The sequence below is a fragment of the Aestuariivirga sp. genome (genome assembly GCF_046294715.1).
GTDB lineage: Bacteria > Pseudomonadota > Alphaproteobacteria > Rhizobiales > Aestuariivirgaceae > Aestuariivirga.
The window spans coordinates 78,121-85,562 of the sequence record NZ_JBKBKI010000016.1; the positions used below are offsets into that span (position 1 = coordinate 78,121).

Sequence of the window (7,442 nt, forward strand, 5' to 3'; positions counted from 1 at the left end):
GGCTGCGGGGTCACCCCCGCGGAAAACGTCCGCGCAGGATGGCGTGGTCGATCTCGCACCGCGAGAGTCCGATATCGCGCAGCATGTGGTCCGAAAGACGGCTCAGCTGGGCGCGGCAGCGCCGGAGCCGGAACCAGCGCTTGACGGCATGGAGCGGCGCAAGCGGGCGCGTTGCCCGGCGGAGCGCAGGTGCAATCGTGTCTTTCATCGGTGTCTCCTTTCCGCCCGAGGCCTTCCGCGCTGGAAGCGCGGAAGGCTCCGGCCGCGGCTCGCCGGATCAGTGGGTTTCGACGGTGACGATCACCGGCAGCGCGCGAGAGACCACGTCGAACACCGGCGAGAACTGCGCGAGGCTGCGGAGCACGGCTGGCGAGCCCTTGGACTTCACGCGCATGTTGACGCGGATTTCGCGGTAGCCCTTGCGCACCTCCTCCGAGATGCCGAGGAAGCCGCGGAGGTCGAGATCGCCCTCGAGCGAGGACTCGACCCCTTCGATGGCAATGCCGCGCGCTGCGGCGTGATAGACCATGGTGGTGGTGAGGCAGCCGGCGAGCGCATGCAGGATGAACTCGACGGGGTTGGCGCCCTCGTTGTTGGCGAGCAGCACCGGGGGCTCGCTGGCGTCGAAGAAGAACGGCTTTTCGCGGCTCGTGTCTTCCATGCCGCAGCCGTAGAAGCCCTGGATCGAGGAGCGGTTGTGCCCGCCGCTGATCCAGCGGTTGGTGGCGCGGAACCTGAACTCCGCGAGGTCGGGCTGCTTCTTCACGGCCGCGATGGTGTCGAAGATGCCGGTGACGCTGACGCCGTTCATCGTCACGGGGGTCTCGGCCTGGGCCAGATTGCTTTTGGACATGCGTTTTCTCCAGTCTTGCAGGGGTTGGGGATCGGCCCTCGGGGCCGCTGCAGCACGTGCTGCATGGGCGCGCTTTCTAGGCGCCGGGCGGCTCCCCCGTGAGATCGCGAATTGCAGGAAACGGTCCGTACGTGCCATATTGTACAGATGGCAGGCGCAGCGCCGCAGACGGTCACCGCGCTCATCGCCGCCGTTCCGGAAACGGCAGGCTCGGCCCTCTACGGCTTGATCGACGTTCTCGCCGCCACGGGAAACTTGTGGGAGGTGCTGACCGGAAGTGGCACCGCGCGCCCGCTCATTTCACCGAAGATCGTCTCCGTCTCGCGCCAGCCGTTCAAGTGCGGGAATGCCATTCCGGTAATGCCGGATCTCTGCTGCGCCGACGATCCCCACGGTTCGATCGTCATCCTCCCGGAGATCTGGCTCAGGCCCGAGGAAAGCATGAAGGGCCGCTACCCGGACCTCACCGGCTGGGTGGTGCGCTGCTACCAGCGCGGCGCCTGTCTCTATTCCGCCTGCTCCGGCGCCATCATGCTCGCCGAGACGGGGCTTCTGTCGGGGAGGCCCGCCACCTCGCACTGGGGTTACGAGGGCCTGTTCCGCGAGCAATATCCCGATATCCGCTTCGATCCCGTTCCGAACCTGCTGATCGCCGACGGCGAGGGGCGGATCGTGACGGCGGGTGGCACCACCTCCTGGCACGACCTGGCGCTGCACATCATTTCGCGCCATTGCGGGCCGGCGGAGGCGCTGCACATCTCGAAGGTCTATCTGCTGAAATGGCACGCCGAGGGGCAACTCCCCTTCCAGCCCCTTCTGCGCAGCGTGAACCACGCGGACTCGGCGGTGAAGCGCTGCGAGGCGGCCATCGCCCGGGATTTCCGCAGCCGCGACGTGCTCTCCGGAGCGGTCGCGGCCTCCGGCCTTCCCGAACGCACGCTGAAGCGCCGATTTCGCCAGGCAACCGGCGCCACGCTGATCGAATACATTCAGAAGAAGCGGATCGAGGAGGCCAAGCGCCTCCTGGAGGAATCGGCGATCCCCGCTGACGAGGTGAGCGCCAAGGTGGGCTATGAGGAACCCGCCTTCTTCCGCAAGCTGTTCAAGCGGCTGACGGGTTTGACGCCGCGCGAATACCGCCGCCTGTTCCGGCCCGCGCCGGGGCAGCGGTCATCGTGAGGCTGGCGCCGGTCGTAACATCACGAAGCGCGGGCATGTTGAAGGAATGACGTGATGGACCCCATGGAACGGCTTCAGCGCTGGTACATCGCGCAGTGTGACGGCGAGTGGGAGCACGATTACGGGGTGGTGATCGAGTCGCTCGATAACCCGGGATGGCGGATCAGCATCGGCCTGCGAGGCACCGCGCTCGAGGCGAGAGACTTCGTGAAGACCGCCCACGGCGCGGAGGCGGAAGGGCCGGATTGGTGGGTATGCTGGGTGGAGGACCACAAGTTCCTCGCCGCCTCGGGACCGGCGTCTCTGCTCCGCATCATCGAAATCTTCTGTGACTGGGCCGAGGCGTAGCCGCTCAACGGAGAACGAGGCCTGAACGTGACCGCGTCGCGCCGGCGCGAGCGAAGGTTCGATCGTTCGATGGAATCCCTCCGGTCAATTCCGCCTCTGTTTCGTCTGCGCGGAAACCATTCCATTCGCAATGACGCCATGGATGTGCATGAGCAGATCGAAAGCCATGACGCTGAGATCCTCCAGTTCGCTGGCGGCACCCTGGGAGACGAACAGCCCTTTGTCGGACCGGATGACCAGACCCTTGGCGATCAGGTCCTCCGTCTTGCGCCTGACGGTCTCTCGCGGGATTTGCGTGAACTCGGCCAGCGAGAGGAAATTCGTGAGCTGCGGCTCGATGCGCTTTTCGCCCGACTTCAGTTCGTCATAGCTCGCCTCGGCGTTCCGCGCCTGCGCCAGGCTCATCGTCGCGATGGCCGCGAGAAGGACGAGCTTGTCGAGGTCCCCGTCGAAGGCCGTCCGGCATGCGATCAGGTAGCGGGTCCAGGGCTCGAGGATGGGCGGCCAGAGTTCGCTGTAGTGATTCCGGATCAGGTTTTCAGACATCGCTGTCCTCTCGTTCAAGCCGCGGGTCGGCCGGTATTTATGCCCAAACTGGGCACCATGTCACTGGGCTTGCCATTCGCCTTGGCTATACTCCGCTCCTGCGAAGCCGGCTCGTCCATGAGCACTCTTTGCGCCGTTGCGGACCAGTAGCATCGAGGCCTCATGCGATTTCGCCTTGCAATGTCGTTCCGGAATGTTTGCGGTGCCTTGCTCCCGGCAGCCACCCTGCTCACCACGGCCTTCGCCGTCCATGCCGCCGACCTCCGACAGGGCGGGGCCGGTGCGGCGGATGCGGTCTCGTTCAAGCCGTTCGGCGAGTTCCTGACCGGGAACTTCGCCTATGACGGCACGTGGTTCGGATTGGGCAACATTCCGCCCTCCGAGTTCGACGACTTCAAGGCGTGGAGCGAGGAATGGCTTGAGATCGGCGCCCGGCTGGAGGCAGATGCCGGCGATTTCACGCTGTATGGCGGGCTCAGTGCCGGCGGCACTTTCACGCTCGGAACGGATTCCTTCGACGAGACGGACCAGCACGACGTCCTCCCCGAGACGGCCTATGCCGGCGTGCGAACCAACAATTCTGACGATGCCTGGAACATCGCCCTCTCCGCCGGGCAGCAGGACTTCGGCGCCGGAACCGGAATGCTGCTCTGGCAAGGCGCAGGCAACGGCTTCGAGCGCGGCGGCCTCAACATCGTCCAGCGCACCGCCTGGTCGATGGCGGCCGTCGCCGAGGTCACCGGGCATAAGCACAAGCTCCAGGCCTTCTACCTCAATCCGAACGAACTCGAGTCGAACGACACCAAGACGGATCTCCTGGGCGCACTCTGGCGCTACGATCATTCGGCGGGTTCGAACCTTGGCGCCTACTATCTGAACGTCCTGAACTCCGAGATGATCTATCCCCTGCCGGACCTGCCGCTCTTCATCCCTGACGGGCGCGACGGCCTTCAAGCCATTCAGGGCTTCGCCCGGCTTGACGGCAACGACGTCGGCCTGGCCAATGCCTGGGCGCGGGCGGAATTTGCCTATGAATGGAATGGCGGCCTAGCGGGCACCGGCGGGATGGAGGCCTGGGCGGGCTATGGCGAATTGGGCTACCGCTTCGTCGGCCTGCCCTGGGCCCCTGCCCTCAGCTACGCCTTCGCGAGCTTCAGCGGCGACGATCCCTCGACCAGCGTCTATGAGCGCTTCGACCCGCTCTTCTACGGCAATGGCCTCGACAATTGGTGGTTTGGCGCGAACGGCTCCTATGCCTTCCTGAACTCCAACCTGAATTTTCACCGTTTCACCCTGCAGATGGTGGCCGGCGAGCAGGACTTCCTCAAGTTCCAGTACGTCATCACCAATGCCAACGAGCTGAACAGCCCGATCCAGTTCGGCCAGGCTGCACGGCCCGATCTCGAGAGCGGCGGACTCATCGTCGGGGCGCCGGCCCACCACCTCGCCGACGAGATCTACGGCGAGTGGACGCATCTCTTCACGCCGTCGATCTCCGCCACGCTCTGGGGCTCGATCGCGATCCCGGGGGACGGGATAGAAGAGGTCGACGCCAGCGTCCCGGCGGAGAACTGGCTGGGCGCGGGACTTGTCCTCTCACTCAGGACGCCGTGACAAAACGCCTTATGACACCGTCTTCACAACAGGGGAGCACATGATGAGAAACCGCCTGACCGGCCTGCTGGGCCTGCCTCTCTTGCTCTTGCTTGGCCAGGCCGGCCCGGCCGCCGCGCAGGCGAGCGACCGGCCCAACATCCTCATGATCATGCCGGACGACGTGGGCTACTTCAACGTCGGCGCCTACAGCCACGGCATGATGGTGCCGACACCGAACCTCGACAGCCTGGCGCGGGATGGCATTCTGTTCACCGACCACTACTCGGAGCCCACCTGCACGCCGGGCCGCGCGTCATTCATCACCGGCCAGATGCCGATCCGCACCGGCCTGACGACCGTGAGTTCGCCGGGATCGGCCATCGGCCTCAGCAAGCTCGACCCCACGCTGGCCGAGGTGCTGAAGGAGCAAGGCTACGCGACCGGCCAGTTCGGCAAGAACCATCTCGGCGACCGCAACGAGCATCTTCCGACCGTCCATGGCTTCGACGTGTTCTTCGGCAACCTCTATCATCTGAACACCGAGGAGGAACCCGAGGATCCGGACTGGCCGAAGGACGCATCCTTCAATGCGCGCTACATGCCGCGCGGCGTTCTCGATTGCGTCGCGACTGCCGAAGAGAACACCGGGAAGGACGAACGCTTCGGGGCGTGGGGAAAGCAGAGATGCACCGACACCGGTCCCCTCAACGTCGAACGGATGAAGACCGTCGACAGGGAATTCACCGACCGCACCCTCAGCTTCATGCGTGAGGCGGTGGAACGGAAGAAGCCGTTCTTTGCCTGGTATGCGCCCTCGCGCATGCACATCTATACCCATCTCAAGGAGGAGAGCCGCTACCTCGCGCAGCCCTACTCGAGCAGCGACGACATCTACGGCAGCGGCCTGATGGAACTGGACGGCTATGTCGGGCAGATCCTGGCGGAAATCGACAGGCTCGGCGTGGCACGGAACACCATCGTCCTCTTCACCTCCGACAACGGGGCGATGGCGGCCTGGTGGCCCGATGGCGGCACCACGCCGTTCCGCAGCGAGAAGGCGACGACATGGGAAGGTGGCGTTCGCGTTCCGATGCTGATCCGCTGGCCGGAGAGGATCAAGCCGGGCTCCGTGTCGAACGGCATCCAGACGCACATGGACCTGTTCACGACGCTCGCGGCAGCGGCAGGCGTGGATGACGTCGCCGGCAAGCTCCGGCAGAGCCACAAGGTGCTCATCGAAGGCGTCGACAACCTGGCCATGTGGACGGAAGGCGCGCCATCGAAGCGTAATCATGTGCTGATGTACAACGAGAGCCAGCTCACCGCCGTGCGGTTCGGGCCATGGAAGACGCATTTCAAGGAGCGCAACGGCTTCTTCGACTACTTCCGTGAAAGCGCGCTGATGTTCAATCTCCGCATGGATCCGTTCGAGCAGCGGGACGACCACTATGCCGCGCTGCTGGCGATGAAGAAGGCGTTTCTCGGCGGTGTCATCCGCGACCTGCTGGACGCGCATTTCGCGACGTTCAGCGAGTTTCCGCCCCGGCAGGCGGGCGGAACGCTGAAGCCCAGCCCCGCGACGATCCAGTGAAGAAGCGGCCCGCCGCCTAGAACTTCACCTGCGCGGCGCCCTTGGTGTCGAGCATGGCGCGGGCTTCGTCGGCCGTGGCGATGTCGATCGAGAGTTCCTCGAGGATGTGGCGGATCTTGGCGACCAGTGCCGCGTTCGAAGGCGCGAGCTGCCCCTTGCCGAGATAGAGATTGTCCTCGAGGCCGACGCGCACGTTGGCACCCATGGTGGCGGCCATCGTCGTGAAGGGCAGCTGGAAGCGGCCCGCGGCCAGCACCGACCAGTGATACTGCTCGCCGAACAGCCGCTCCGCCGTCTCGCGCATGACGAGCACGTTCTGCGGGTCGGGGCCGATGCCGCCGAGGATGCCGAAGATCGTCTGCACGAACAGCGGGGGCGTGACGAGCTTGCGGTCGAGGAAATGGGCGAGCGTGTAGAGGTGGCCCACGTCGTAGCACTCGAACTCGAAGCGCACGCCGTGGCCCTTGCCGAGACGCTCCAGGATCTTCTCGATGTCGCCGAAGGTGTTGCGGAAGATGAAGTCCTTCGAGTTCTCGAGATGGGCGCGCTCCCACTCGTGCTTGAAGGCACTGTAGCGGTTGAGCATCGGGTAGAGGCCGAAATTCATGCTGCCCATGTTGAGCGACGTCATCTCGGGGGAAAAGGCCTCCGCCGCCGCGATGCGCTCGTCGATGCTCATGCCCTGGCCGCCGCCCGTGGTGATGTTCACGATCGCGTCGCAGGCCTGCTTGATGCGCGGCAGGAATTCGTTGTAGGTGCCCGGTGCCGGCGAGGGCCGGCCGTTCTCGGGGTCGCGTGCGTGGAGATGGAGGATCGCCGCGCCCGCCTCGGCCGCCTCCACCGCCTGGCTTGCGATCTCGTCCGGCGTCACGGGAAGGTGCGGCGACATCGACGGCGTGTGGATCGAGCCGGTGATGGCGCAGGTGATGATGGTCTTGTTCCGCTTCCGCATGACGGCCTCTCCTCCATTCGAATGGCGCGGAACCTATCGGGGCGTGGCTCTCCCGTCACGCGGAAGTTTCGGCAGGGATGCCATGCAAGTTTGCGGCAAGCCCCCGCCACTAGTTTCGGCGCCGGTATTTCCCGACGGCGCCCTGACCCATGCCCACGAGCCTGCGCATTCTGCTTGCGATCCTCGCCGGAGCGGCGGGCCTCAGCGCCATCTACGTCATCCAGAAGCCGGAAAGCATGGCGGGTGAGCGCGCCCTGGCGCTCGGCAGCGTCACCACGCTGATGGCGGTGACGCTGCTGAGCACGGTGTGGGAGAGAATGCGCGCCGCGCGCGAGGCTCCGGAGGCGGCGGAAGCCGGCCCCCCGCCCGCATCGCCT

The 7,442-nt window shown here is 65.3% G+C and carries 9 protein-coding genes; 5 read left to right on the top strand and 4 right to left on the bottom strand.

Annotated elements, in window-relative coordinates:
• Window positions 1-10: 10 nt before the first annotated feature.
• Entirely contained in the window at window positions 11-208 is a 198-nt protein-coding gene (locus tag ACK4HL_RS12405; protein WP_409760728.1) for a DUF1127 domain-containing protein, read from the bottom strand.
• A gap of 69 nt (window positions 209-277) precedes the next feature.
• Window positions 278-853: an OsmC family protein gene (locus tag ACK4HL_RS12410; RefSeq protein WP_409760730.1), complete on the bottom strand. Its 576-nt coding sequence runs from the start codon at window positions 851-853 to the stop codon at window positions 278-280.
• Window positions 854-1,000: 147 nt separating this feature from the next.
• Between ACK4HL_RS12410 and ACK4HL_RS12415 the strand changes: the two genes are divergently transcribed.
• On the top strand, window positions 1,001-2,032 hold the full coding sequence (locus ACK4HL_RS12415) for a GlxA family transcriptional regulator (RefSeq protein WP_409760732.1): 1,032 nt from the start codon (window positions 1,001-1,003) through the stop codon (window positions 2,030-2,032).
• Window positions 2,033-2,086: 54 nt separating this feature from the next.
• Window positions 2,087-2,380 carry an Imm53 family immunity protein gene (locus ACK4HL_RS12420; RefSeq protein ID WP_409760734.1) on the top strand — a complete coding sequence of 98 codons (294 nt, stop codon included), beginning with the start codon at window positions 2,087-2,089 and terminating at the stop codon, window positions 2,378-2,380.
• A gap of 84 nt (window positions 2,381-2,464) precedes the next feature.
• Here the strand turns inward: ACK4HL_RS12420 and ACK4HL_RS12425 are convergent, their stop codons facing one another.
• Window positions 2,465-2,926: a hypothetical protein gene (locus ACK4HL_RS12425; protein WP_409760736.1), complete on the bottom strand. Its 462-nt coding sequence runs from the start codon at window positions 2,924-2,926 to the stop codon at window positions 2,465-2,467.
• Between the two features lie 207 nt (window positions 2,927-3,133).
• Between ACK4HL_RS12425 and ACK4HL_RS12430 the strand changes: the two genes are divergently transcribed.
• Both ACK4HL_RS12430 and ACK4HL_RS12435 read left to right on the top strand, forming a co-directional pair.
• Window positions 3,134-4,540, top strand: a complete 1,407-nt coding sequence (locus ACK4HL_RS12430) for an alginate export family protein (RefSeq protein ID WP_409760738.1) — start codon at window positions 3,134-3,136, stop codon at window positions 4,538-4,540.
• Window positions 4,541-4,580: 40 nt separating this feature from the next.
• Complete coding sequence (locus tag ACK4HL_RS12435; protein WP_409760740.1) at window positions 4,581-6,113, top strand: arylsulfatase; 1,533 nt, start codon at window positions 4,581-4,583, stop codon at window positions 6,111-6,113.
• A 16-nt stretch (window positions 6,114-6,129) separates the two neighbouring features.
• On the opposite strand, the gene ACK4HL_RS12440 is transcribed toward ACK4HL_RS12435, so the two are convergent.
• On the bottom strand, window positions 6,130-7,065 hold the full coding sequence (locus ACK4HL_RS12440) for a 3-keto-5-aminohexanoate cleavage protein (protein ID WP_409760742.1): 936 nt from the start codon (window positions 7,063-7,065) through the stop codon (window positions 6,130-6,132).
• 149 nt (window positions 7,066-7,214) lie between these two features.
• Here ACK4HL_RS12440 and ACK4HL_RS12445 point away from each other — a divergent pair.
• Window positions 7,215-7,442 (top strand): hypothetical protein (locus ACK4HL_RS12445; RefSeq protein WP_409760744.1); only part of this gene is annotated, 228 nt, incomplete at its 3' end.